Source organism: Paenibacillus lutimineralis (genome assembly GCF_003991425.1).
GTDB lineage: Bacteria > Bacillota > Bacilli > Paenibacillales > Paenibacillaceae > Fontibacillus > Fontibacillus lutimineralis.
Map to the genome: position 1 here is coordinate 6,080,029 of NZ_CP034346.1, position 24,093 is coordinate 6,104,121.

Sequence of the window (24,093 nt, forward strand, 5' to 3'; positions counted from 1 at the left end):
ATGTGCCATGCAACCCATGCCGTTAAGCTCGGCATCTTATTATTCGGCCAAGGGAGGCTTATTAGCGGCATGAAATTGAGAAATTGGAAAATCAAGAAGATCTATATTTATTTAAGTGCAGCCTTGCTTATACTCATAGGAGCAGGCCTCTATATGTATTGGAAGTTCGAGCCTTCTGCTCACTTCCGCAATGCCGCTATTCCAGTACTTGCTGTACCAGAGCAGGAGGAGGCCGCCCCAAAAACACAGAACGAGACAGGGCATACGGACCCTTCACCTCAGAATCCTACTCCAACTGATTCCAAACAGACCCGCTTCAATATTCTCATTCTCGGAACCGATGCCAGAGACAATGAGGCATCACGAACCGATGTCATTATGCTCGCTCACGTGAATTCTGATAAGAACACAATTAGCCTAATATCCATTCCCCGAGATACTCAGGTGAACATTCCCGGGGTCGGCTACACCAAGATTAACCACGCCCATATCCTCGGAGAAATGAACGGCGATACCCATACCGGTACCCTGGCTTCGATTCAGGCTGTCAGCAATCTCTTCTCCTGTTCGATCAACTACTATATCAAAACTGACTTCGAAGGCTTTGAACATTTCATTGATACGATCGGCGGACTCGATGTCAATCTCGATAAACCCGTTAAGCTGACGTATGGCCATAAGACCTTCCCTGCCGGGGATAATCACCTCAGTGGTGCTGAAGCGCTGGATCTCGTACGTGAGCGCAAATCGCTACCGGGAGGCGATTCCGGCAGACAGGCCAATCAAGCCATGGTGTTGAAGGAAATTGTTCGGACGGTTATCAGACCTCAGAACATTACCAAGCTTCCTTCCCTAATCAGCCAGGTTAGAGAGGATATTCTCGACACAAACTTAAGCGACAGCGATATCATCAGCCTGGCCTGGATGGCCAAAGACATGAAAGAAGACGATTTCCAGTATGTACAGCTACCCGGGCATAGTGGTAGAGCCATGGATCCGATCGTCAAATCGAATCTGTACTATTGGATTCCTGATATGGAGGAATGGGCTGAATCTTCACAGCACTTATTGGAGGACTAAGAAATGAAAGGACATGAAATGAAAAATTCTAAATCTTTTATCGTATTGTTGATCATCATGACCTTCTGTTATCTCATTCCCGCCTCGGGAAGCGCTCTAGCCGCGGAGCAGACAGCCCCATTTACGATTAACGTAAAAGATGCAGGGGCCAAGGGGGACGGAATCGCTAATGATACCGAAGCCTTCTTAAGCGCGTTGGAGACCGTGGCGGACAAACCTGGGGGAGGCAAGGTCCTCGTTCCTGAAGGAACATACCTTATTGATTTGGATGAGCCTCTCCGTGTAGAGAGCCATGTCCAAGTGATTGGCAAGGGCAGGCCAGTACTGAAATTTACCAGACTCTCCTCCTCCGCTTCTTTTGGCTATGAAGCCTTCTGGATCACTGGACAGCATATCCGCATCGACGGGATCCATATTGATGGGAATCACAAATTAATAAGAGGAATTGGCGTCCACACCGGCTCGAAGGATGTGACGATCACCAATTCCTCTATTAAAAACATTACCCAGTCGGATGATCCGAAGCTACCGCAGTACAATGCCTTGATCTCCGGGATCCTGATCTACGGCAATACCGAACGTATTACCATCCAACAGTCGACGATCACCGGTATCTCCGCGATTCATAGCGATCCGATCGCCCGGGGGATTTTAGTGTGGAGCGAACCTGGACAGCCTTTTGCCCGTAACGTGAAAATTATTAACAACATCTTCTCCTACATTACTCCCCGTGAAGATGCAGACGCTATCTACTTCGACAAGACTCCCGCGGGAACCAGCCTGTCAGACTCGTTGATCCAAGGAAATCGTATCCACCATGTAGCCAAGAGAGGCATCAAGATTGCTGCCCCAGGTGTTACGGTCAAGGACAATCACATCACGAACTCCTATAACGGAGATAATCCATACCGCTTCTTCCCGGTTCGGGACCCGATTCCGCAGGACATGTTCGCAGCCATATCCGTGTATGCCAGTCATGTGCAGGTCACGAACAATACGATCGATGGCGTAGGCAGCTACTATTCGGCAATCGAAGCAGACATGGGGAGCTTGACGGACATCGCCATTGAAAATAATAAAATATCCAATGGTGCAAACACCGATCTTACTGACACCAATGGTATACGCTTGGGGAGCATCCGCAATTTCAAAATTGCCAATAATACGATCTCCAACATGCGCTCGGGAATCTTCTCACCGATCAGTCAGAGCCAGAGCGGCATTATATCGAATAATACGATCTCTAATGTGGAATACGGCATTTTGTTCCTCGCTCCTACGATGTCTTATACCGAATCGAAGGTACAGGTCAAAGATAATAAGATCAAGGCCAATCAGGACCGTATTCTCTCACTCGCTAATCTGGATTAATCCAGCCAACCTTAATCCCCCACCGCAGCAATCTCAAGCTCGGCGTCCTGCAGATACTGCGCCACATCCATGGGCGCCGAGGCTTCCGGGGTCTCCAATCCCTTAGACTGATCGCGGCGCAGAACAACTCCAATCGTCTGAACCAGAATCTTCAAGTCCAGGATCGGTGAATAATTCTTGATATACATCATGTCATACCGCAGTTTATCCGATGGTGTCGTCGTGTAATTGGCCATAACCTGGGCCAGACCGGTAAGTCCTGGCTTCACCATTAAACGGTACGTGTAATGAGGCAATTCTAGCTTGAACTGCTCCACAAAGTAGGCCCGTTCCGGTCTTGGACCAACTAGGCTCATCTCACCGCGCAGCACATTAATCAATTGTGGAAGCTCATCAAGCCGAGTCGCGCGGATGAATTGTCCGAAGCGGGTAATTCTTGCGTCTCCAGCCCCGGCCAGAACCGGCCCTGTATGCTGCTCCGCATTATCGACCATACTGCGGAACTTAAATACACGAAACTCCTGACCATGCAGACCGACCCGCTCTTGCATGAACAGCGCCTTGCCCTGCGACGTCATCGGGATGATCACCCACATCAGCAGCATGATCGGTGAGGCTATCAATAACAGCAGCGAAGAAATCACGAGATCGATGCAGCGCTTGGCGAACCGCTCCCAGATTGTCAGCTCAGGCGGCATCATCGAATAGACCATCAGATCGTCAATCTGTTGCATCTCGGCTTTCATTAAATATAGCTCATAGAAATCAGGAATCAGCAGAACCTCGATATTGCGCTGGCCTGCGGCCTGGATCAACTCTGTCTTCACCTGATCCGGAATATCTGGTCCAAACATCAGCACGTCGACCTCCTCCCAGAAGGAAGAGTTCAGTTCCCTCTCTCCACTGCCTACAATGAACACCCGCTGGATACGGAACCATATCTGCCCCCCGGTTATCACCTTACGCAGCGTATGGATGGACGACGGCTCGGCATTAACAACAAGCAGCACCCGCTTCTTGCCGAAGCCGCGAATCTGAACGAAGAACAGCAGCAGCCTCAGACTGAATGTCAGCACGAGTTGAATTAGAAAAGCGATCACGACGACGCTTCGCGGCAGACTGAAGGTTCTAACCCAATAGTTCAATACAATCAGCTCAACGACGAAGACCACATGGGCAACGATCAAATTGAACAGCCATTTGGTCGGCTTCTGCCTTCCGGCAAAATCATATAGATTGAAGAAATAATAAGTAATGGCTGTGAACAAGCCTAACCAAGGAGCATAGTGGAAGAAGGACTGCCATTGCTCCTGCGGAACATTTCCCTGAAATTTCAGATTATAGGCCAGCAAATAGCTGACATAAATAAATAGGCAATCCAAGATCAACACGACGACCTTCGAGCCACTTAACCGAATCAACTTAATCACGGTTCATACCCCCGGCGATAAACCCTTTTGTTCATATATACTGGTCCACTGCGTAACAATAACCTCTATATCAAATCGTTCTTTCACATATTTTCGGGCCTGTTCCCCCATCTCCTCAAGCTCGGCTAAGGATGACGACATCAATGTAAGCATACGTTGGCTTAACTGACCGCTGTCCCCAGGTAGAGCCAGCAAGCCTGTGATCCCATCTTGCACCGCTTCTCGATTACCGCCTACATCCGTCACAACCATCGGGAGACCGCTAGCGGATGCCTCCAGAAGCACCATAGGGAAGCCCTCCCATTTCGAGGACATCACATAGGCATCGGCAAAATTCATCAAAGCGGGGATATCTCTGCGTATCCCGAGAAGCATCACATTCCGTTCGATCCCCAGCTCCCTGCTATACTGCTCAAGCGCCGCACGCTCTGGTCCCGTCCCAGCTATAAGCAGTACACTATTGGGGTGCCTTGTAAGTACTGCCGTGAAGGCATCTAGCATATTCGGATAATCCTTCTCTGGAACAAGCCGCCCGACCGCCAACCATACGAACTGACCAGTTTCAATCCCCAACTCCTTGCTCAATAACTCACTAGCTTGTTCCTGACCGAAGCTGTCCAGTGTGATTCCGTTCGGAACGAACCTGATCTTATGGGCAGGAACGACCTTGCGCGCTACATACTGTCTGACTGCCTCTTCACTCACATTTGTCGTCAGCTCACAGAGCGGATCCGTTACACGATAGAGCCACTCACGAGCTCTGCCCCCTTCATTGACATTATGGGCAGTGCAGATTAGTACCGGCATAGATACGAATAGACGAGTCACCCGTGCCAATATATTGGCATGAACCAGATGACTGTGCACAATATCCGGCCGAAATTCCTGCACAATCCGCCGCAATCGGAATACTGCCCGCGGGTCGGGTATCCCTTTCGTCATGCCAAGTGTCCGAACTTCTACTCCAAGTTCACCAAGCTCATCCAGGTAGGCTTCTGGCTTAATCATGCTGACAATCATAGGCTGGTGGCCCCTATTGAGGAATCCCCTGCAGAGCTGAACCACCTGATTCTCGGCCCCGGCATAATTAAGACCGGTGAGTATGAACATAATTTTGAGCATGATCCTGACTGACCTCCTTATCTTTGCCCGGGGCAAGTGCACAAGCCAGCAGAGCGAGTAGCAGATATTCAAAGTTAAAGCCCATATCTCCGCTAAGTAAGGCCGTTCCCAGTGTCTGCAGTAGCAATACAGCCAAAGCAAGCGAGTGGCGGGCTGACACCAGTGAGAAGACATACGCCAGGAACCAGAGACCAAACCCGATGATTCCCAGCTCGGAGGCGATCTCCAGCACCACATTATGAGGGAAATCGTGGGCCAGCGGAGGAGTCACGCTCCCTATACCGGCACCCATAAAGGGATGGGCGCTCCATTGATCCATCGCCTTGGACTGTAAATCAAGCCGTCCGATATAATTGGCGTCGCCCACCAACTGACTTCGATCAAAAAATATAGTAAATCTGCTTGTACTCACCAAGGTCTGAAGCTCATCTGCATAATGAGCCGCCACTAGGCCACCGATACAAAGCACAAATAGCATTCCGGCAACATATCTGCGTAAATATCGAAGCTCGCCGCGCTTATATTTTCCGTATAAGATATAGGCAACAGCCAAGCCGTTAGCGATCACAAATGCAACGATCGGGCCGCGGGATTGTGTAGCAAATGCCGATGCGCCCGCTACAGCGATCGTAATTATCCGAATTGGCCACGGGATTCTCTTGCCCCATATACAGACGGTTATCGTGATCAGCGACATGCGGGCATTAAAGATCGGATTGCTGTTCGGCAGCGACAACCGACCCGGATACATCTCCGAATATTCTCCAAACAGGAGATGAACAAGTGCAAAAGCGAAGCCGAATAGCGCCAGCACGGTCCAGGAGAACCTGCGATATTTCTTGTAGATGATATAGGCGTACAGCCCCGGAATGACGGCATGGACGGCAAGAATAACCAGCTTGTTGAGCCCCGCCGAGCCTGGTACGGTCCAGACCAGACTAGCCAACCCATAGAAGAACCAGATTCCCCATAACCACACGCCTTGGTCCTTAAGCAGCACATGAGCCTCTCTCTCCCGACTGAACCAGGCAATGACCGCAGGTACGAAGGGAATAGCTAGCAGCAGGAATAGAGCATTACCAGGGAACACCTGCTTATAGAAATACCCGAACATATCAAAATAAAGACAGAAGCCGATCACATAAGCAGCATCGATCTTCAGCTTAAAATACAGGATGCATTGCAGCAGGAAGAGGATGATTATCGCAGCCAGCACAAACAGCAATGCTATATGCAGACTCATCTTGAGGCATCCTTCTTCATAATCCGCTCCATATAGTCCACCCTTTCCGCTTCTTTCGATGCCGTATCCAGATGCTTGATCAAGCTTCGGTCTACTCTATTTCCGCGCCATTTCTCAATAAAACCTTCGATTCGTTCCTGATCCATGCTTGTGCTGTCCGGCACATTCTTCAATTCAAGAATGAAAGGAACTGGTTCCGGGAAATCCGTATCCTTATAGCCAATGATAACGGGCAGCCCATATGCCAGATACTCTCTTACTTTAAGCGGAGAAGCCTCAGCCATTCGTTTTCGGTATAAGGCCAACGTTCCAATAGCAACATCCGCCTCGTTCATCAATGGCTCATATTCTTCACGCACTAAATTGCCATGGAAGATCATATTAGCGGGTGCAGGACCTTCCAAGTGAGAAGCATAGATCCCCACCAGATCGAACCGCCAGTCCGGATGAGCCTGTGCGAGCTGGGCAATCTCATCAACCCCATGCCAGGATTGGCCATGGGTTCCTATGAAGATAATTCTTGTATCCTCTCTCTTCTCTGGCGGAGACGAAGCTACACCGGACAGGTCGAACCCGTTGCCGATAATTACCTTATCCTGGACATACTTCTGGAAATGCACTTCTTCAGCCAGCTCAGCACTTACGAACACATATCCTGACGTTGCCTTTAGTACGGCGGCCCGGGTCAGACGATGGTACAAATATCTGAGTTTGCCTCCACTCTGCATCTCTGTCAAATCATTTGTGTTCACTTCTATAACAGAAGGTATACGTCTCAACAAAGACGGCAGTCCGGGATAATATAGATCGAACCGATGATATACGACATCCGGCTCCCACCGCTTAACCTCGGTAATTAACCGACGGAAGTCTGATAATCGTCCGAATCCTCCCCGATAACGCTGTACATGCAGAGGAATGTCCTGGAATTCCTGATTCCAGTCTTGTTCCCAGTGATGCGTATACAGAAACAGGCTTACATCATGGCCGAGCCTGGACCAAGCCGTGACTTGGCCTAGCACCTTCTTGAACACGCCACTGCCTGGTCCTTCATTCCAATGAATCAGATAGGCGATCTTCATCCTGTCTCCTTCTTACGATTAATTTCATCTACACCATAGGCGTAGACCGTAACTACTGTAGTTCTTCAATACAACGTCTGAATACTTTTCGGTCTAGGGAACGGACCAGACGGCTGTTGTGCCACAGCAGCGTGAAATCCCCCTTATATTTGACGCATTCCCGATAATAGTGGCTGATCTCGGCGAAAGCTTGTTCTTCGTCTGATCCGCTGCGCATCGCATCAAGCACAGTTAGTTCCATCACGACCAAAGGCCGCTCCCTGAGATTCAGCGCCATTCCCGTGCGAAGGTTGAATACCGGATATTCGTAGCAAGTTCCGCAGCGGAATCCCGGTCTGTCCGAGTAGCCGAGCGTACTGTCATACTGCAGTCCGGCCTCCTCCCATCCCTGCCAGGTATCTGGGGCCTTCCATCTCAGAAAGTGCTGACGTCCTCCCCATTGCTCCTGGTGTATCCCGGCTAATTCGGCCTCATTGCGTAAGATTCGGAACTCCCGCTTAATCTGCTGGGGAGATAGATATGTCCGATAGCTGGGATGCAAGCCTATCTCGTGCCCTCGCTCATGGATACGGATCATCAAGGAATGGATCTCTGGATCATTAATCGAGTAATTTCCATCAATATCCGCCTCTGTCTGCTCTGTAATAAAATAGAAGCTGCTGCGGATTCCGGCCCGTTCACTAAGTTCCATCATCCAATCAAAGGTATTGAACGGGTCCCGTTCCAGCGTCGTTACCCCTGAGCCGATCATTCTCGCCTTACGCATCGCCGATTCAAGCTGTCCCCGCTTAATGACATCGCCAAGACTCTCCTTGGCGATGCTGAAGTTACTGCGGCGGAACGTGAAGAACGGATAGTCGACATCATGGCTGATCACTTTGCGGCTCTCCCTCTGCTTCCGCTTCAACCCCGGCCATAGAGCGCTCAGCATACTCCACAACAGTTCTGTATAGCGGTTCACGATCGGATAGTTGAGGAACCCCTCTTGATAGGCTAGAGACTGCTCGGATGGGAAGCGGTCATGGCCGTCCCGTTCCTGGCAGACCAGTTCCTCATATCTTGTCAGCATGAAGAAGCAGCTGCCGAACAGATCCAGACTGCACTGAATGAACGGCGGATCCGTATGTAAGATCATGGACTGTACAGATGAATCCCTCAGCCCATAAATCATCGGAAAACTCCCCATCCCTGCCACATCCAGCTTAGCCAGCGGCCTATTGGGAAGGGATCCGGGTTTCAGCCATTCCTCTTCACGCTTTGAGAACAGTACATCGGCTAGCACCAATCTGTGCTCATTTCCTTCCGGTAGAGTGATCTCTACATCATTACGCTGCTCGAATTCAACTTCATAGTTGATTCCCAGAAACTCTGTGAATAGAACATGAAAGATATACTTCCGTTCTGCAGGTTTGGATAATGGACAACTGATCTTAAGCATCCCTTCAATTAACCTCCCTGTTCCGCTCCCTGTTCTGCAGCATGATAGCGATACTTCTTCACGGCAGTCCAGGACAATCCCAAGTGAATCAAATAACCCAGCGTAGAAGCCAAGCCGTATATTAATATTGCAGTTCCAGCGCTCTGACCCGTATATTTAGCCAGCAACAGAGCTCCGAGCACGATGGTTACGCGAGCGATCTCACGATATAGGTGCAGATCCTGCCGCTCCATCACATCAATGGTTGAGCCGACGGAATTCGCTACAATTTGGCTTAAATACATGAACCCGAGCAACCTGACATAATTCCCGGCACTTGCCCATTCGTTCCCGAATAATGTTGAGAACATGGACGGCAACAGCACGACCATAACGAATATAATCAACACACCAATTAAAAAAATGTTGCGTACTGTCTTGATAAACAAAGGGTACAGCTTATGTCTGGCATGCAGCATATACCCGGACGACTCCGATAAATAGACGTTCATCACCGATGAGGTAATCAGCGTCATCGGTGAACCGAGAATCCGTTGACTGAGCGCGAACCACCCGGCGACCTGCGGTCCATAGAAAGCAGCCAGCAGAATCGTCGGCAGATAGATTCCCAGACTATTCAGCATATTCGAGGCTAACGATAACTGAGGGAAGCGGCGATACCGGTAGGCGCTCTCCTTAAGATCCTCCCGGTTCACTTCAATTTGCTGCTGCTTCACATCCCTGCGCCATAATCTCCACTGCGGGATAAGGCCACCAAGACGGCCGAGCACATCGCCGATGATGAGTCCGGATGGCCCTGGCAGCAGGCGGGCCAATGCCAGCTGTGAAGATACGAGTGTAATGCTCTGTGTGTATTTGGTTCGTGAGATCTGCCTGAAATACTTTTTGCGCACAGACCAGGTATTCAAAATCTGATAAAAGCCAGCGAAGAACAAGCTGATAATAAAAAAGGGGAAATATTGCTTAATATCCGCTTCATTCGTCCATACGGATAGCGGATGGGCCAGGAAATAGACACCCACTCCGCCCAGAATGCTGACAACTACACAAATTCGCAAGGATAGACTTAACAGGCTGCTGGCCATTTTGTCCTCTTCAGGCAGGGTAATCGCATTTTCATAGGAGAAGGATACAAGCATGAGCATGATGGAGATGATGGAAGTGTACATAGAATACACGCCGTATTCAGTGGGACTATAGAGGCGGGTAATGAACGGCAATGCAATCAAGATGATGACTTGACTCACCATGGTACCGCTGGCTAAGATGACGACATTACGAAAAAAACTATCCAGAGATATTTTTTTGAGATATTTCCACATAACCCCTCGACTAATAAAGTGACGCCCTGATAGTCTCAGCGATAAACTGCTGGGTTGATTCCTCAATTTGCGGCCAAATCGGCAAAGATAAGACTTCAATGGAGAGTCGTTCCGCGACAGGCATGCTTACATTCATAGATCGATAGACAGGCAATTGATGGACCGGCAGCGGATAATAGATCATCGTGCTAATTCCTTCTTCAAGCAGCCTGGCCTGTAATTCGTCACGCTTGCCGTTACGGACACGAATCGTATATTGATGGTAGACATGACTGCTATACTGCTCTTCCACAGGTAGAATGATGCCTTCGAACTCGCCAAGCAGTCGTCTGTAGCGTGCCGCTGCCTGATGGCGACCTTCGTTCCATTCATCGATATGCGGCAGCTTCACTCTTAGAATGGCAGCCTGAATCTCATCGAGCCGAGAGTTGAAACCAATCAGCTCGTTATAATACTTCTTCTTGGAGCCATGTGCACGAAGCATCACAGCTTGTTCTGCCAGGTCAGGATCATTCGTTGCCACGAGCCCTCCGTCCCCGTATGCACCAAGATTCTTGGATGGGAAAAAGGAGAAGCAGCCCATATCGCCGATCGTTCCGACTTTGCGGCCTTTATATTCCCCCCCGAACGCTTGGGCAACATCCTCAACAACGATCAAATGATGCAGCCTTGCCAGTTCCATGATCGGGTCCATATCGGCGGACTGGCCGAACAAGTGGACAGGAATGATCGCCTTGGTCTTCTCAGTCAGAGCAGATTCAAGTAAATTCGTGTCCATATTGTACGTATCCGGGTCAATATCTACGAACACAGGAATGGCACCTACCTGGCTGATCGCCTCAGCCGTCGCGAAGAAGGTGAATGGGGTCGTGATAACCTCATCTCCCTCTCCAATTCCGCATGCTAGCAGAGATATAACCAGGGCATCCGTGCCGGAATTTAGGGCTACGGCATAATTTACCCCTAGATATTCAGCGACTTCACGCTCGAAGTCCTTGACATTCTGGCCCATAATGAACGCTCCGCGATCAAGGACACTCTCAATCGCACTCATAATTTGTGGCTTCAGCGCCTGAACCTCGCAGCTAATATCCAGTACAGGAATCTTGCCAGGAACAGCTATCTCTCTACGATCCATCCTCTTCTCACACTTCCTTCGCTATACGTACTGTCTCTTCTATCACTTCATACTTCCGACCACATTCCGGGCATGTCGCCCTCTGATTTCGAAAAGCGAGGGTAATCCCGCATTGGCACACCCAGCCAATCTGTCTGGCTGGAACCCCTGCTACCATGGCATATGGCGGCACATCCCGATTAACAACCGCACCCGCAGCAACAAGTGCCCATTCGCCGATCGTCGTACCGCAGACCACGGTGGCATTAGCACCGATGGAGGCCCCATATTTTACAATTGTGGCGCGATAATCCTCACTCGTATTTCTAGGAAAAGCAGAGCGTGGTGTGCGCACATTCGTGAATACCATACTTGGGCCGCAGAACACATAATCCTCCAGCACAACCCCTTCATATACCGAGACATTGTTCTGAATTTTAACGCCATTACCTATCTCAACATTTGGAGCTACATACACGTTCTGGCCAAGGCTGCAAGAGGATCCGATACTTGCCTTGGTAGAAATATGCGAGAAATGCCAAACCTTTGTGCCTTCCCCAATGCTTGCTCCTTCATCAACAATCGCCGATGGGTGTGCCCAATATTCGTTCATAGTCATAGAGTAATCACCCTACCCCATTTGTTGTAGTAAAATAAAACTTTTATTTAAGAACTTATACTGAATATTCAAAAGGTCCAGTTTTCAGCACCGAGAAGGTTGGATGAAGCTAGGGCTTGAGGAGCGCAGCGTACGTAGTTTGTACGTGAGCACCGGAAAGCCCGGGTGAATTCAAGATTCGATGTCGATTTCACTTCCTGACTGACTTCGTGATCAAAAGTGGACTTTTTGAATTTCCTCTTAAAGCAGATGGTAGTTGGTTGGCTTGGTGTAGGCGCTCATCACATTACGTGTATCGAACAGGCTCTCGCTGGTACGTCCGATCAATTCATAATCAAAACTTGTGTGATCTGTTGCAATTACAGCAATATCGGATTCCTTCAGACGATCCTCCGTAAGCTCCACCGTCTCATAGCTGCGACCACGGTACTTGAAGGAGGTAATATGCGGATCACTAACCCATACAGTCGCGCCTCGCTCCTGCAGGAGCTCGATCATCTTCAGCACCGGGGACTCCCGGTAATCATCGATATCTTTCTTATAAGCCACGCCCAATATATAAACCGTGGAGCCGTTGATTGGCTTCTTATTCCGATTCAGGATCTCAGCAATCTTCTGCACGACAAACTCTGGCATCGCATTGTTAATCTCGCCAGCGAGTTCGATTAAGCGGGTGTGATAATTGAATTCCCTCGCCTTCCAGGTCAGGTAGAAAGGATCGATCGGAATGCAGTGCCCACCTAGACCCGGTCCTGGATAGAAGGCCATAAATCCGTAGGGCTTGGTCTTAGCCGCATCGATGACTTCCCATACATTAATTCCCATCCGGTTGCACAATACCGCCATCTCATTAGCGAGGGCGATATTGATATGACGGAACGTATTTTCATATATTTTCTCCATTTCGGCGACAGCCGGACTGGACACCGCATGCACCTCACCATCCAGCACATGACGGTACAGCTCCATGGCCACCTTCGAGCAGGCTTCCGTTACACCCCCGACTACCTTCGGAGTATTTTTCGTATTGAACGATTTATTGCCTGGATCAATCCGCTCTGGTGAATAAGCAAGGAAGAAATCCTCTCCGCATACGAGCCCCGTCGATTCAAGAATGGGCCTAACCAGTTCCTCAGTTGTACCAGGGTATGTCGTACTCTCAAGCACTACCAGCATCCCGGGATGCAAGTACTTGGCAATCTCCCGAGTGGAATTCTCTACATAACTCGTATCCGGCTGCTGATATATATCGAGAGGAGTCGGTACACATATCGCTACGGTATCAACCTTGGACAAAAAGGAGTAGTCATCCGTTGCTTGCAATTGGCCTGCGTCGACCATAGTCCTTAAATCTTCATCAATTACATCACCGATATAATTGAACCCACTGTTCACCATTGCAACCTTCTGTTCCTGAACATCGAAGCCAATCACGCGATAACCGGCCTTGGCCTTCTCAACAGCCAATGGCAGCCCCACATAACCGAGGCCAATCACACCGATAACCGCTGTCTGATTACCCAGCTTCTCCAGCAACTCCGCACTATGCTCCCGAGTCCTGATTGCTCTTTCGTTCATACAGCTCCTCCCATCCGTTTAACTTCTCACCTGCATCCCCTGATTAGCGATATCGACAACGAGCTTAACGGCGCTTCTCCCGTCCTGCAACGAGATGGCCGGTTTACGATCCTCCAACAGCGCCTGCACCATGTCACGGATTATGCATTGATGCCCGGGGACGCCGAACGGGTTCTGCTCGACTTCGTCCACGAGTTGTCTAATGTCATCTTCCGTCATGGAGGCGCACTTCCAATCTTTGATCCAATTGGCCGTTCTTCCCCCGATAATGGCGTAACCATGCTCACCGAATACCGTCAATGTCTCCTCAAGGTTCTGCTCATACACCGTCGTGCATGCTTCCACCGTTCCTAATACACCGTTATCAAATTTGAGCACTGCTATCGCCGTATCCTCAGCTTCGATATTCCTTAACCGAGTATCTGCAAATGCCTTCGTCTCGGATACCGGTCCGAATAGCCATAGGAGCAGATCCAGACTATGAATAGCCTGATTCATCAACACGCCGCCATCCATTGCTCTGGTACCGCGCCAGGGCGCCTGATCATAGTAAGCCTGATTGCGATTCCAGCGCACCGCAGCACTGATATGACTGAGCTTGCCGAACGCTTCATGTTCGAGCGCAGCCTTTAAATGCTGTATCGCCGGGCGATAACGGTTCGGATGTACTACCGTTGCTTTGACACCGAATCTGGCAACTGCAGCAATTATTCGGTCCGTGTCCTCAAGCGTGAGCGCCAGCGGCTTCTCAATAATGAGATGCTTCCCCGCAGCAGCGGCCTCAATCGCCAGGTCTGCATGCAGACCGCTAGGGGTACATATGCAGATGACATCAAGATGGGGAAGGTGCTCTAGCATCTCCGACATCGATGTAAAGACTGGAGCTTGCCAAGTTAATGCCAGCTTGGTAAGTCTCGCTTCATTCGTATCGCATAGCCCTGCCAATACGGCATTCTCTGTTCTTTGAATGGCCTCGATATGCTTGATAGCAATATGACCACAGCCTACAATTGCAAAATGGATCATTTCTGTTCCTCCACCTCGCTTCACTGGACTATCAAAATTTACATAGATTCTGTATTTATGTGACGCAGCGGACGTCTGCGGGAGCCTCTCTTCCGTTCCAGATATAACACAATAACTAATCCCGCGAAGAAGCCAATAAAGGTGCCAATCGCCAGATTCAGCATCTTGCGCGGACTTACCGGAATCGATGCGTCCTCCATGTTGGCATAATCCAGTACAATCACATTCGCATTAGGAACGATATCTGTAGATTTTTCTATAAATGCATCCGCAAAGCTGTTAGCGATATCTACGGCCTCCTGGGGATGATCATGCTTGGCATATAGGATGATAACCAAAGTGCCAGGGTCTGTTCTGACCTTAACCCTCTCCAGAAGCTCATATGCCGTCTCCTTCGTATTCAATTTCTTCTTCGCTTCATTGGCGATATAACGACTCTGGATCGCATCCTCATATGTCTTCGTCAGGGCCTGGCTGGCCAAGAAGTCGTTATAAGTCCCCGATTCCGCCGAAGCCAGAGTTGCTACTAGACTAGCAGTGGCCTGATATTGAGGCTTTACAATTGCATTCAACAAAAAAACGCCTCCCACACAAATTAGAAGCGTAATCAAGAAGGCAATCATATGTTTCCTTACGGATTTGAATAAATAACTAAGATCCAAGCGGCGGTTCACCCCAAACTGTGGATTAATATGACAAATAATGAAGAACTGTGTCGACTAGGAAAAAAGTCACCAATTTAACACTTTTATATTAACACAAAACAAAAATCTTGGTACCTTTTTTTTCCTAACATTCTATTTTATTTTTGCATATATATAATATTCCTCACTTCGAAGAAATCTGGATTAAAGCAAAAAAAACCTTCCGGACAGCGTAACTGCCCAAAAGGTTCTCATCAATATTTTATATAAAAACATGCTTAGAAATTATCAGCGGATACCTCTACATTAACATTCGACTTCGCTAGCAAAATATTGAAGGACTTACTCTTCACTGTATTGTCCTTAACAACAATGTCCTTCTGGACACAGTTCTCCAAATAGGTGGATAAGTCGATTCCGCCCTTTGTTGTCTGAATCATGTTGCCTTTGATAGAGCCTTTCTCCGCATTCTGCCAAGTCCATATCCCCTTCTCGGCATTCTCAATCGTATTGCTGGTGATCTGGAATTGCTTCGTATTGCCGACCCGAATCGCTGTCGTGCCTTCTACTGCACTCTTGGAGCCCATCTTGATCTTATTGCCGTGAACAGTAACATTGCTGACGGTCTGCGACGCACTTACCTCAATCGCCGCATAATAGCTTCCTTCGCCACTGATCGTATTGTTCCGAATCGTATTGTCGGAGCCGTATACACTAATGCCCGAGTACATGTCCGGAGCCAGCTTGCCACTGTCCTTGCCTTTGTAATAGTTGTTGTTCAGATACGAATTCGTAATCCGGTTATTCTCAACGGTGATCCCTTGCGCATATATCTTAATGGCCCGTTTGGCATTATGATCGAATGTATTGCCGACAATGACACTCTTCGTATTCGTGCCCTGCTTGCTATCCACATTCGGATCCTCGTAATAAATACCGTCTCCATCATCCGCCGGTCCAATATGATGAATATGAGAGTTCTTGATAGCAACGTTCACCGCTGCCTTCTCCTTGGAGCCCCAGGTCGTCGTCACGTAAATTCCTCTTGAAATCAAGCTGCCAGCAGTTAGATTCACCGCGGAGATATTCTTCACTTCTGTGGAATCAATCTCTATCTGATTGGAATTCCCGTACACGACGATTCCCGACACAACGCCAGTATAATAGTCACTGGCCGGGTCCTTGCTATGCGTAGCGTTCGAGACAATACTCTTCTTGACCTTCACATCGCTGCTTCCACCGCTGATAACAAGCACGCGATTCACAGCCATATTGCCGTCCAGTGTGATGTCGCTGATCGCAATATGACTTCCCGTAGCCCTCATCATCTCCCAGCCGAAGCTGCGATTGCTGGCTTGAATTACAGAGCTTGCTCCATCACCGATAATCGTCGTATTCCCTTCGACAATCAGCGTCTTCTCCGGATTCACCTTATACGTTCCAGCCGGAAAATACACGCGGCCCCCGCGGCCCGCTGCCGCATCAAGCGCCTGCTGTACAGCGGACGTATCGTCCGTGCTTCCATCGCCAACTGCACCATAATTCTTCACATTCAATTCCGTACTTCCAGCTGCCGATGCAACTGCTGCAGCGTTACCTGGAACAGGCATGATTACACCGCTGAGCACTATAATTAAAGCTATGAAAACTATGTTTCTGAATACACGGTTCATCATCATAATCACTCCTAGGATAAAAAAATAGAAGGCCCCTTGTCTCAGGACCTCCTACTCTCATATCCTAAGAACCTTCGGGAACTGGCTGGCATGTGAGAGTTGTCGTCTCACGAAGCCCCTATAGCTTTGCGTCCCGCGCTTTCACGCGGTTTGCCGTTTCGTCGTTCTCATATTCAATTCGGAGTTTCATAGATTCATAGTTTTATAGTATGCGAGTAATCTATCAAAGTTGAATCGAAATCAGCCTTTATTTCAACAATATTAGTCTATTAAATATTAACATATTCTCTCATAATCTGTAAATCTATTTTCCTATTTCTCTCTCATTATATTGATAGGTCGAGTCCTTCTTATTACCCGGGTTCCTCTCCTTAATATCCCACTGTCTCGCCGCATCGGTGTATATTGGAATCACCTCGCCTAATACATGAGACACTGAATAGAGAGAGATAAGTCTGTCGCGGTTCGTGCGAATGTCGGCTCTCAGTTGTGGATTGTCGAACAGCTCCCAGATACGTTCAGCGAATATAGACGGCTCGTCCAATCCAACTAGAAAGCCGTGTGTCCCCGGCTCTACCAAATCTCGATTCCCCCGCACATCTGTAGCGACTACAGGCAAACCGGTAGCGATTGCCTCCATAATATTTACAGGCAGCCCTTCCTGTCTGCTGGACGACACGGCGATATCCGCCAATGCATAGATCTGATCCATATCCGTACGATGGCCGAGAAAGGTAACGAGATTTTCCAATCCCAACCGGCTCACCTGCTCCCGATATTGTCCTTCCAATGCACCTTGCCCAGCCAAAAGCAGCCGAAAACGGGGAATTCTCTCTCTCAATAGAGACACAACCTCCAGGAGATAGGCCTGATTCTTACGTTGACTTAACTCGGCAGCATAAATCATGATGAACTCGTCAGAATCGATGCCATGCATTTCCCTTAGCTGCCTCTTCTCTTGTTCATGGGCAGGCTTATATTTGTCAAAATCGATTCCGACCCCATGTACATAAGCGATCGCTCCTGCCTTGAATTGATGGTCTAGTGCCCGGTTGTAATCCTCCGCATTCATTGTTAATAAACAGTCAGTATAGCGAGATAAATACTTCTCTACCGGATAATAGAGCAGCCAATTCTGGAATGAAGCGCCCTTGAAGAAATGGAATCCATGAGCAGTATAGAGAACCCGCGTGCCTGTGCGGCGGGCCTGTCTCGCTGCAAGTCGGGTCAATACTCCTCCCATCGGAGTGTGGCAGTGGATGATCTCATAATTATTTTCCCGTACAATATCCTTCAACTGCCGATAAGCCCGCCAGTTATCCAGCTTGAATGGAGAACGCTGAATCGGAATATTGAACTGCTTGTCCACATAGGGAACGGCCTCCGTTCCATAAGTTGCAGCGTGTACCTCCCAACCCTGCTCCTGAAACCAGCGCAGATACGGTAAATGGAAAGCTTTCAAATGGGAGATTACAGTAGCGCAGAATAATACCTTTTTAGGCACAATACTCACTCCAAATTCGTTATTTTATGCGAATTATGGTGGAGTCTAGCTGACTTGTCTAAAATATATCAATGAAAAAATAGAATTACAATAAAAACCAGTTAGTACTCAAAAATTGCATGACTTGTCCGTCTACGTTTGCTATATTGTTCATAGATAATTCCAGATATAACTAACCTCGCCACTTTATCATAATCGGAGGCGATTTATGGGAACTCTTCATCAAGAGCACGAGATGCTGACTAGATGGGCCGACTTTAATCATCTTAAATGGGGATGCAGCGCCAACATTGTCAAATTTCAGAACTCTGATTCGAATGCCTATATTGAGAGCCTGTTCTTCTTCAATCAAAAAGGCAAACTCTTTCTTCCGCCTCTCAATCCGTTCCACCCTACCTTCTTTCACCCGACGCCGACGGATAAGCCTTACCGAATCAACCAGCAATGGCGGCAGCTGTCACATCAAATGATCGAGGAGATCATTCGTCACGGGGGAGCTGCAAGCTTTGTTCTTCCGCCAGATATCACTGACATTCGCCCATTTCTATGGCGTGGATTCAAGGCCAATGTTAAATACACTTATCATCTCAAACTGCCGTATTCGCTTGAGCAGGCTAGCACCGAGATTCGCAGCAAGATCAAGAAAGCAACACAAACTGGCTACAGATCTGCATTGACACAAGACATGAATAAGATATTTCCATGTCTGATTGCCACAGAGAACCGGAAGGGATTTCACCATGATCTGACCTTGTCCGATCTCCAGCTTGCCCAACAATTGCTCGGCCACGACAACTTCCGCTGTTATGTCTGCTATTCGCCAGAGGGTGAAGCTGTCAGCGCCAGCATCATTATCGTGATGAACGAGGCTTGGTCCTTCGGCTGGGCAGCCGGCAGCAAGACCAATCATTTAACAAATGGAGTTGTTCAGCAGTCTCAGCATTTTGCCTTTGAGGATTTGACCAGAATCGGCATACACAACGTCGACCTGGTCGGAGCAAATCTTCCATCGGTAGCTGGTTCTAAGTCAGGATGGGGTGGAGAACTGGTCCCTTACTATCAGGTTAGACTGCCCGTATTCAAGGAAACCCTCCGTTCATGCCGTAATTGGCTGAACAATAGAAAGGGCCAGAAATTATAGATATATAGGGGGGACTATATTGAAAGTCCTTATAACCGGCGGTTACGGCTTTATTGGTTCTTTTGTCGCTGCGAAGTTCTATGAAGAGGGCAGTGATGTGATCATTATCGATAATATCTCTTCCGGCAATGTCAGACATATTGAATTCCCACACACCTCGTACATCATTGATGTTGAGAGTCCTAACTGCGATGCCATATTCGCTGAGCAAAATATCGATATCGTCGTTCATTTGGCCGCTCAGATCAATATCGTTACTTCTATGGAGAACCCTTATGCCGATACAAAGTCGAATATTCTAGGCCTGACGAACATCCTGCAGCTCTCTGCCAAGCATCATGTTAAGAAGTTCCTCTTTGCTTCATCGGCGGCTGTCTACGGTCTGAGTGAGGAAACTCCGCTGGGCGAGAATTTACCTTGCAGGCCCGTCTCGACCTATGGCATCAATAAGCTGTTGGGGGAGTATTACTGCGGTAAATGGAGTGAACTCTATCAATTGAATACACTTTGTCTCCGATTCGCGAATGTGTATGGCCCGAGACAAGGATTGACTGGAGAAGGCGGCGTAGTGTCCATGTTTATGGAGAGGATGCTTTACGATCAAAGTCTTACCGTCTATGGTAGTGGCGAACAGACACGTGATTTCATCTATGTGGAGGACGTAGCTGAGGCTATTTACCGAGCTAGCCAATCTCCACAGTCAGGGGTCATGAACCTGTCGACAGGCACAGAGCACTCCATCAACACATTGGTACGCATCTTATCTGATCTTCATCCGCTGGCAGGGATCCGTAGAGCAGAACCACGACCCGGAGATATATTCAGATCTGTTCTCGATAACAGCTTGCTGTGTAATGCACTAGAATGGGAGCCCCGATTCTCGCTGGAGGAAGGGCTGCGCAGAACCTACGAATGGTTCACTGTGTCCGCTCCGATTGCACCAAGAGAAGTGGCAGCAGCAAGTTCGAAGGCTGCTCTGAACGAAGAGCATATTCAGAACGAACTGCTGAACTCCTCGATGTCGCGTCATGTCCGCAGCTTGTATCTGAATCAAAGCGAACACTATATGGAAGGCTCGCCTGTGTTGAAATCGGAAATATTTACCGCAGTCCTCCGCTCCAGAGAACAAGCCAAGCGGAAATTCAATACGGATTATACGATACTGACGCTATCCAACTTATCCAATGGACATCTTGAAGACCTTCATACCGTAGATTCCTACTTGCGCGAGAATGATTATATCGGGCTGAATCCCGTTAATGAGCTGCAGATCCTGTTATCGAATGCCTCCTCTATGGAGGCGGCACATGTCGTGAACCGTCTGAAGAAGAACGGGATCTTCACCGAGCTTGCGTTCAGCTCCGACCATGAAGGGAGGAATAAATAAAGAGAATGATAGAACAAACAACATTGGCCAAGTGGGCAGAATTCAACCGCCTGAAGTGGAAATGTGATGTTGATCTGCTCCGGTTCCAGCCGCCGAAGTGCGATGATTATTATAGCGAGTGCTTGCTGTTCAGCAGATATGGCAAGTTTTATTTTCCACCTCAGAATCCGTATCATCCCGTCATATTCCATGCCACTCCATCGGCCAAGCCATTCCGCACAAACAAGCAATGGCATGAAGTCGCAGAGCTGATGATCGAGCATCTAGTGAAGCTGAGGGGCGCTGTAACGATAACTTTGCCCCCGGACATTACCGATATCAGGCCGTTCACTTGGCGAGGCTTCCAGGTGGATGTCCGTTATACATACATTTTGAACCTCCCCTACTCGGTAAGTCTGGCCAGCAAGGCTATCCGAAATAAAATCAAGAAAGCCAATGCCAGAAGCTATTCCAGCAAGAGGACCGAGAATATGAAGCATGTCTATGAATGCCTGCTGGAGACGGAAAGAAGGCAAGGCTTCAGCCATCAGATTACGGCTGCTGACCTGGAGCTGGCGCAGAGTATTTTGGGAGAAGACAGCTTCCGATGCTATGTCTGTTATTCCGAGAGCGGTGAGCCGGTCAGCGCCAATGTTACGTTGCTCTTGAACCCGGGGCAAGCGATCGGCTGGGTTGCTGGAACCAAGACAGACCACCTGTCCAATGGGGTAGTCCAACAGCTGCAGCTCTTTGAATTTGAGGACCTCGCCTCCCAAGGGATTAAGCATTTCGATTTTAGCGGGGCCAATATCGCATCGGTGGCAGAATCGAAGGCGGACTGGGGCGGAGATCTTACGCCTTATTATGTGGTCAGGAAGCCTGGCTTCAAGGATATTCTCCGCTCTGGGCGGGACTGGCTGCAATTTAGACGGGGATTCTTCAGAATTTAAAAAGAAGCCTTTCTCACCGTTACCAATAAATACATGTTCGAAAATTGGATTTTTCGAACTTCCTCTATACGGAAGAAAGGCTTCTTGTGCTTCATGTATGATTAATAGCATATTGGTTGCGCCCGCTCCGCTTGGCTTCATACATCGCTTCATCGGCCAGGTTAATCATCTGATCCAGCTCTTCACATCCGTCCGCTGAATAATAGATACCAATGCTTGCTGTCGCCTGAAGCCGATGATGGTTGCAATGAAAAGGTACCGCCAGGCTGGCATTAATCCGCTGCGCTACTGTACTGGCATGCGTCTCATCACTATTCGTGAGTAAAATCAGAAACTCATCCCCGCCAAGCCGGCAGATCAGATCACTCTCTCTGATTTGTCGGGATAGGCGATCGGCAAGCTCCTGTAACAACCTATCCCCGATATGATGCCCATATGTGTCATTGATGTCCTTGAAATTGTCCAGATCGATAAACATTAATGCCATGTTCATGGCACCTTCACTCCTGTACTGTTTAAGCCGCATATGGAAGTACGCACGATTCGGAAGCCCTGTCAGATCATCGTGATACGCCAGATATTCCATATGCTCTTCGCGCTCCTTGCTCTCCGTAATATCAATAAGTACTCCTTCGAGATGGACGAGGTGACCCAGTTCATTCAGCTGCGGCGTGCCGCGAAGCTGAACCCAGCATATGTCTCCGTTAATTCGTCGCAATCTGCATTCTAGCAAGACCTCTTTCCGATCTATAATCATCTCTTTCAGAGAGAGCTGTACAAGCGGTAAATCCGCCGGCTCCACAAGCTCAAGTAAAGCACGGAAGTCCGTGAATGTATCTGCTGGTAGACCCGTCAGCCTTGTAATCCCGGGTGACAGGCTGAGCCGGGATGAACCCAGATCATAGACCCAGGTCGTAATATCGATATTCTCCAAAATATGATTAATGCTTGTCAGACCGCGCTCGGATTTGCCCCATCTTCCTTGGACGAGATTGATGAGCACCCATGAGAAGGCTATCACGTACAAGTCGAATATAACTACATAGAGTAGGTCACTGCGCTCTGATCCTGCGACCATCTCAGCCCCATACAGCACTCTGGACCAATACATGGCAGTTAACAAGTACAGGAGACCCGAGAGCATTACAAGACGGATATCAAGATAGATCAAGCTTAACAGCAACGCGAAGCCTAACAGAATGAAGTTGAACGGATTCAATCCGGTGGCCATCAAGGAAAGAAGATACAAATAAGGGGAAGAGATCATCAGAAGCATCGCAACCACTGGATAGCGCCGATATAACCCGAGCAGGATCAAGACACTGCCCAGAGCAACGCTAACCGGTATAAGCAAATCGGCAAGACTCCCTCCCGTCAGGAGGTGAACACCCAACGATACCGTATAGAAGCCGCTAAGTATTTTTAGCAATATATTATTCTTGAAGTGAACATCATGTACCCTGTTCATCATTCGATCCACGCTCTCCAAAAAAATAGTTAAAAAGAACTAGATTCATCTATTTTCCATATTACACCTTCTCTATAGATATAGATACCATTTCCTGCGAATCCATGCTCTATTCTGCGGATGACACTATTTTTACTTAAATTCAAACACCCTTCGACCAAGACTTAAGTCCCTGATTGGATATCTTCGTAATAACATAAATATCAAAAAAGACCGCAAGCAGCGGTCTCTTTATGTGAAGTTCACAGATATCGGCTTAAGAAGGCTCAAATCAAGGAATATATTGTTGAACGATGGATGTAATCTGACCATTCTCAATCGTAATATGATACGGGAAATTGCTTAAATCAAACAGGTCGCTCTGACCAAAAACATGAATGAATTTCTCCAAACTGATGGGTTCATTCCATGATATATCGCTGTCCACTCCGCCGCGGTTATAAATTTGCATCAGCACTTCAGCATTGGGAGCGACAGGATAAATTGCCAGCGTATCGTCAGGATTCACGATATAATAGCCATCCAAAGGGCCATCAATACCAGCATCCGGTTCATACTTGGCAAAGGCTTTTTGTGCAGCCTCCCCCTCATACCACTCAATGGGATCAACCACAACATGAACGCCACTCTTATCCGAACGAAGCTCATGTATGTACACGGTCTCGGTTTGTGTGCCGGACTTCGCAGTAAACGGTTTATATGCAGGCTCTGCGGCCTCGGAATTCGAAGCCATCGATGACGACATTACGATAATCAGAAGCAGAGGCATCACCAACAAAGCAAGTTTCTTCATGTTTCTCAACCACCTTTTCCAGTTCGAAACAGTAACCTACGTTACTATCTCCATTATATTACTTAGGGGAGAAAAAGGATCACAACAAAGTTTAAAAGGGGTGACAAAATCTTAATTCCCTCC

General features: G+C 48.3%; 20 protein-coding genes and 1 riboswitch. Of the genes, 5 read left to right on the forward strand and 15 right to left on the reverse strand.

The genetic code is table 11. The features are described 5' to 3' along the window. Nucleotides 1-69 precede the first annotated feature (69 nt). Together EI981_RS27090 and EI981_RS27095 are read left to right on the forward strand one after the other, a co-directional pair. Nucleotides 70-1,080 (forward strand): LCP family protein, encoded by a 1,011-nt coding sequence (locus tag EI981_RS27090; protein ID WP_162616285.1) that lies wholly within the window; start codon nt 70-72, stop codon nt 1,078-1,080. 3 nt (nt 1,081-1,083) lie between these two features. Then, a complete protein-coding gene (locus tag EI981_RS27095; protein WP_127003559.1) occupies nt 1,084-2,451 on the forward strand; it encodes a right-handed parallel beta-helix repeat-containing protein in 1,368 nt (455 codons plus the stop codon). 11 nt (nt 2,452-2,462) lie between these two features. On the opposite strand, the gene EI981_RS27100 is transcribed toward EI981_RS27095, so the two are convergent. From EI981_RS27100 to EI981_RS27160, 13 genes are all read right to left on the reverse strand, one after another. Next, nucleotides 2,463-3,881: a sugar transferase gene (locus EI981_RS27100; protein WP_127003561.1), complete on the reverse strand. Its 1,419-nt coding sequence runs from the start codon at nt 3,879-3,881 to the stop codon at nt 2,463-2,465. A gap of 3 nt (nt 3,882-3,884) precedes the next feature. Beyond that, a complete protein-coding gene (locus EI981_RS27105; RefSeq protein WP_127003563.1) occupies nt 3,885-5,003 on the reverse strand; it encodes a glycosyltransferase in 1,119 nt (372 codons plus the stop codon). Beyond that, nucleotides 4,969-6,246 (reverse strand): O-antigen ligase family protein, encoded by a 1,278-nt coding sequence (locus tag EI981_RS27110; protein ID WP_127003565.1) that lies wholly within the window; start codon nt 6,244-6,246, stop codon nt 4,969-4,971. The genes EI981_RS27105 and EI981_RS27110 overlap by 35 nt, the downstream gene beginning before the upstream one ends. Continuing rightward, nucleotides 6,243-7,328 carry a glycosyltransferase family 4 protein gene (locus EI981_RS27115; protein ID WP_127003567.1) on the reverse strand — a complete coding sequence of 362 codons (1,086 nt, stop codon included), beginning with the start codon at nt 7,326-7,328 and terminating at the stop codon, nt 6,243-6,245. The genes EI981_RS27110 and EI981_RS27115 overlap by 4 nt, the downstream gene beginning before the upstream one ends. A gap of 52 nt (nt 7,329-7,380) precedes the next feature. Continuing rightward, nucleotides 7,381-8,766, reverse strand: coding sequence for a polysaccharide deacetylase family protein (locus EI981_RS27120; protein ID WP_127003569.1), 1,386 nt, complete (start codon nt 8,764-8,766; stop codon nt 7,381-7,383). Between the two features lie 8 nt (nt 8,767-8,774). Continuing rightward, nucleotides 8,775-10,088 carry a lipopolysaccharide biosynthesis protein gene (locus tag EI981_RS27125; RefSeq protein ID WP_127003571.1) on the reverse strand — a complete coding sequence of 438 codons (1,314 nt, stop codon included), beginning with the start codon at nt 10,086-10,088 and terminating at the stop codon, nt 8,775-8,777. A gap of 10 nt (nt 10,089-10,098) precedes the next feature. Continuing rightward, nucleotides 10,099-11,226, reverse strand: coding sequence for a DegT/DnrJ/EryC1/StrS family aminotransferase (locus tag EI981_RS27130; RefSeq protein ID WP_127003574.1), 1,128 nt, complete (start codon nt 11,224-11,226; stop codon nt 10,099-10,101). Between the two features lie 7 nt (nt 11,227-11,233). Then, nucleotides 11,234-11,818, reverse strand: a complete 585-nt coding sequence (locus EI981_RS27135) for an acyltransferase (RefSeq protein ID WP_127005059.1) — start codon at nt 11,816-11,818, stop codon at nt 11,234-11,236. 246 nt (nt 11,819-12,064) lie between these two features. After that, nucleotides 12,065-13,402 (reverse strand): nucleotide sugar dehydrogenase, encoded by a 1,338-nt coding sequence (locus tag EI981_RS27140; RefSeq protein WP_127003576.1) that lies wholly within the window; start codon nt 13,400-13,402, stop codon nt 12,065-12,067. Between the two features lie 18 nt (nt 13,403-13,420). Further along, complete coding sequence (locus tag EI981_RS27145; RefSeq protein ID WP_127003578.1) at nt 13,421-14,428, reverse strand: Gfo/Idh/MocA family protein; 1,008 nt, start codon at nt 14,426-14,428, stop codon at nt 13,421-13,423. Nucleotides 14,429-14,466: 38 nt separating this feature from the next. Continuing rightward, a complete protein-coding gene (locus EI981_RS27150; protein WP_237172683.1) occupies nt 14,467-15,051 on the reverse strand; it encodes a YveK family protein in 585 nt (194 codons plus the stop codon). 299 nt (nt 15,052-15,350) lie between these two features. Then, nucleotides 15,351-16,748, reverse strand: a complete 1,398-nt coding sequence (locus EI981_RS27155) for a glycosyl hydrolase family 28-related protein (protein WP_162616286.1) — start codon at nt 16,746-16,748, stop codon at nt 15,351-15,353. A 73-nt stretch (nt 16,749-16,821) separates the two neighbouring features. After that, a riboswitch (cyclic di-GMP riboswitch) is annotated at nt 16,822-16,913 on the reverse strand. A gap of 139 nt (nt 16,914-17,052) precedes the next feature. Beyond that, complete coding sequence (locus EI981_RS27160; RefSeq protein WP_127005061.1) at nt 17,053-18,255, reverse strand: glycosyltransferase family 4 protein; 1,203 nt, start codon at nt 18,253-18,255, stop codon at nt 17,053-17,055. Between the two features lie 232 nt (nt 18,256-18,487). Here EI981_RS27160 and EI981_RS27165 point away from each other — a divergent pair, with 232 nt between their 5' ends. The 3 genes from EI981_RS27165 to EI981_RS27175 are packed head-to-tail and all read left to right on the forward strand — an operon-like array spanning nt 18,488 to nt 21,709. Further along, nucleotides 18,488-19,393 carry a hypothetical protein gene (locus EI981_RS27165; RefSeq protein WP_162616287.1) on the forward strand — a complete coding sequence of 302 codons (906 nt, stop codon included), beginning with the start codon at nt 18,488-18,490 and terminating at the stop codon, nt 19,391-19,393. Nucleotides 19,394-19,412: 19 nt separating this feature from the next. Then, nucleotides 19,413-20,780 carry an NAD-dependent epimerase/dehydratase family protein gene (locus EI981_RS27170; RefSeq protein WP_162616288.1) on the forward strand — a complete coding sequence of 456 codons (1,368 nt, stop codon included), beginning with the start codon at nt 19,413-19,415 and terminating at the stop codon, nt 20,778-20,780. Between the two features lie 5 nt (nt 20,781-20,785). Beyond that, complete coding sequence (locus tag EI981_RS27175; protein ID WP_127003588.1) at nt 20,786-21,709, forward strand: GNAT family N-acetyltransferase; 924 nt, start codon at nt 20,786-20,788, stop codon at nt 21,707-21,709. Between the two features lie 91 nt (nt 21,710-21,800). On the opposite strand, the gene EI981_RS27180 is transcribed toward EI981_RS27175, so the two are convergent. Further along, a complete protein-coding gene (locus tag EI981_RS27180) occupies nt 21,801-23,180 on the reverse strand; it encodes a sensor domain-containing diguanylate cyclase (protein ID WP_127003590.1) in 1,380 nt (459 codons plus the stop codon). A 268-nt stretch (nt 23,181-23,448) separates the two neighbouring features. Beyond that, the gene (locus EI981_RS27185; protein ID WP_127003592.1) at nt 23,449-23,970 is read right to left on the reverse strand and encodes a hypothetical protein; all 522 of its coding nucleotides are present in this window, start codon (nt 23,968-23,970) and stop codon (nt 23,449-23,451) included. Nucleotides 23,971-24,093: the final 123 nt, after the last annotated feature.

Coding starts and splice junctions, on each gene's coding strand:
- EI981_RS27115 (WP_127003567.1), bottom strand. CDS start 7,328: ATGAAGATCGCCTATCTGATTCATTGGAATGAAGGACCAGGCAGTGGC.
- EI981_RS27110 (WP_127003565.1), bottom strand. CDS start 6,246: ATGAGTCTGCATATAGCATTGCTGTTTGTGCTGGCTGCGATAATCATC.
- EI981_RS27135 (WP_127005059.1), bottom strand. CDS start 11,818: ATGAACGAATATTGGGCACACCCATCGGCGATTGTTGATGAAGGAGCA.
- EI981_RS27140 (WP_127003576.1), bottom strand. CDS start 13,402: ATGAACGAAAGAGCAATCAGGACTCGGGAGCATAGTGCGGAGTTGCTG.
- EI981_RS27180 (WP_127003590.1), bottom strand. CDS start 23,180: ATGATGAACAGGGTACATGATGTTCACTTCAAGAATAATATATTGCTA.
- EI981_RS27150 (WP_237172683.1), bottom strand. CDS start 15,051: ATGATTGCCTTCTTGATTACGCTTCTAATTTGTGTGGGAGGCGTTTTT.
- EI981_RS27175 (WP_127003588.1), top strand. CDS start 20,786: ATGATAGAACAAACAACATTGGCCAAGTGGGCAGAATTCAACCGCCTG.
- EI981_RS27120 (WP_127003569.1), bottom strand. CDS start 8,766: ATGCTTAAGATCAGTTGTCCATTATCCAAACCTGCAGAACGGAAGTAT.
- EI981_RS27185 (WP_127003592.1), bottom strand. CDS start 23,970: ATGAAGAAACTTGCTTTGTTGGTGATGCCTCTGCTTCTGATTATCGTA.
- EI981_RS27130 (WP_127003574.1), bottom strand. CDS start 11,226: ATGGATCGTAGAGAGATAGCTGTTCCTGGCAAGATTCCTGTACTGGAT.
- EI981_RS27125 (WP_127003571.1), bottom strand. CDS start 10,088: ATGTGGAAATATCTCAAAAAAATATCTCTGGATAGTTTTTTTCGTAAT.
- EI981_RS27090 (WP_162616285.1), top strand. CDS start 70: ATGAAATTGAGAAATTGGAAAATCAAGAAGATCTATATTTATTTAAGT.
- EI981_RS27155 (WP_162616286.1), bottom strand. CDS start 16,748: ATGATGAACCGTGTATTCAGAAACATAGTTTTCATAGCTTTAATTATA.
- EI981_RS27105 (WP_127003563.1), bottom strand. CDS start 5,003: ATGCTCAAAATTATGTTCATACTCACCGGTCTTAATTATGCCGGGGCC.
- EI981_RS27165 (WP_162616287.1), top strand. CDS start 18,488: ATGCTGACTAGATGGGCCGACTTTAATCATCTTAAATGGGGATGCAGC.
- EI981_RS27095 (WP_127003559.1), top strand. CDS start 1,084: ATGAAAGGACATGAAATGAAAAATTCTAAATCTTTTATCGTATTGTTG.
- EI981_RS27145 (WP_127003578.1), bottom strand. CDS start 14,428: ATGATCCATTTTGCAATTGTAGGCTGTGGTCATATTGCTATCAAGCAT.